Raw genomic sequence first — 1,791 nt, forward strand, 5'->3', positions numbered from 1 at the left:
TTGACATCCTCGCCGCCCTGAAGGACGGCGATTCCCGCCTACCGCGCCGTTGAAGGCTGCGGTGTCGAGTGGGTTCCTGCTTCGCCGCGCGGCGCCGGGGCGAGTCCCGGTCTTACCTGCGCTCCACAGGCTGACACGGCCAGTCCGGCCGCCTTGGCGATGTTGACCGCCGCGTTGACGTCCCGGTCCAGGACGGCCCCACAGGCCCCGCAGGTCCACACACGGATGTGCAGGGGCTTGGGGCCGTCCTTCACACCGCACTGCGAGCACACCTGGGACGTGGGCTCGAAGCGGCCGATGCGGACGAAGGTGCGCCCGTACCGGGCGGCCTTGTACTCCAGCATGCTCACGAACGCCGACCATCCGGCGTCGTGCACGGACTTGGCCAGGCGCGTGCGGGCGAGCCCCTTCACCGCCAGGTCCTCCACTGCGATCGCTTGGTTGTCGCGGATCAGCCGGGTGGAGAGCTGGTGGTGGAACTCGCGGCGCGCGTCGGCCACCTTCGCGTGTGCGCGGGCGACCTTGATCCGGGCCTTGTTCCGGTTGCTGGAGCCCTTCTGTTTGCGGGAGAGGGCGCGCTGCTCCTTCTTCAGACGCTTCTCAGCCCGGCGCAGGAAGCGCGGGCTGTCGATCTTCGTGCCATCCGAGAGGACCGCGAAGTGCCCCAGCCCGAGGTCGATGCCCACCTCGGGCGTCGTCCCCGGCAGCAGTTCCTCGGGGCCGGTTTCGACGACGAAGCTCGCGAAGTACCGGCCCGCACTGTCCTTGACCACCGTCACCGTGGACGGGGTGGAGGGCAGGCTGCGGGACCACTTCACCTTCAGGTCGCCGATCTTCGGCAGACGCAGCTTCCGCCCCGGGGTGATGGACCAGCGGGCGTTCGCGGTGAAACGGACTGACTGACGGGTGTCCTTGCGGGACTTGTACCGGGGCGCGCCCATGCGCGGGCGCTTGCCCTTCAGGCCGTCGAAGAAGTTCTTGTACGCGGTGTCCAGGTCGCGGAGGGACTGCTGGAGGACGACCGCCGACACCTCGCCGAGCCAGGCCCGCTCCGGGGTGTTCTTCGCCTCGGTGACGAGCGCCTTCGACAGGTCCCCGGTCCTGGGGAATGGCAGCCCCTCGCTGCGGGCGGTCTCCCGAGCGCGAAGCGCGTCGTTGTAGACCACCCGCGCACACCCGAACGCCCTCGCCAACGCGCTGCGCTGACCGGCGCTCGGGTACAGGCGGAAGCCGTACCGAAGCTGCACGAGGATCATGATACACAGTTGGTTTATGGGTATCGACGAGAACATTCGCACAGGTCGTCACTGTGTTTTCCGCATGCATGTTCACTTGGTTTTCGTGACGAAGTACCGGCACGAGGTCTTCGCCGACCGGCACCTGACGCGGTGCGAGGAGATCATGCGGGCCGTGTGCGAGGACTTCGAGGCCGAGCTGGTCGAGTTCAACGGCGAGAACAACCACGTCCACCTGCTCGTGAACTTCCCGCCGAAGGTTGCCGTGTCCAGGCTGGTGAACTCCCTCAAAGGCGTGTCCTCCCGCAGGCTCCGCCAGGAGTTCCCCGACCTTGTCCGCCACTACTGGCGGGCGCAACGCCTCTGGTCTGGCTCGTACTTCGCCGGGTCCGTCGGCGGTGCGCCGCTCAGCATCGTGAAGCAGTACATCGAGCAGCAGAACCGGCCGCTCTGACCCGGGCTGAGGTGAACAGTGCGGATCCGTGCACACAGCTGAGGTCAGAGCAGCTCTCAGATTCGCTTCACCACCGGGCTGAAGCCCGGTGCACTGCGAATA

2 protein-coding genes are annotated in these 1,791 nt (G+C 67.2%); one reads left to right on the forward strand and one right to left on the reverse strand.

The window, feature by feature from the left end; translation table 11 throughout:
- Positions 1-38 precede the first annotated feature (38 nt).
- Entirely contained in the window at positions 39-1,247 is a 1,209-nt protein-coding gene (locus EHS43_RS43800; protein WP_125195969.1) for an RNA-guided endonuclease TnpB family protein, read from the reverse strand.
- Positions 1,248-1,272: 25 nt separating this feature from the next.
- Here EHS43_RS43800 and tnpA point away from each other — a divergent pair, with 25 nt between their 5' ends.
- Positions 1,273-1,689, forward strand: a complete 417-nt coding sequence (gene tnpA / locus EHS43_RS43805; RefSeq protein ID WP_125195970.1) for an IS200/IS605 family transposase — start codon at positions 1,273-1,275, stop codon at positions 1,687-1,689.
- Positions 1,690-1,791: the final 102 nt, after the last annotated feature.

This window comes from Streptomyces sp. RP5T (assembly GCF_003933965.1).
Lineage (GTDB): Bacteria > Actinomycetota > Actinomycetes > Streptomycetales > Streptomycetaceae > Streptomyces.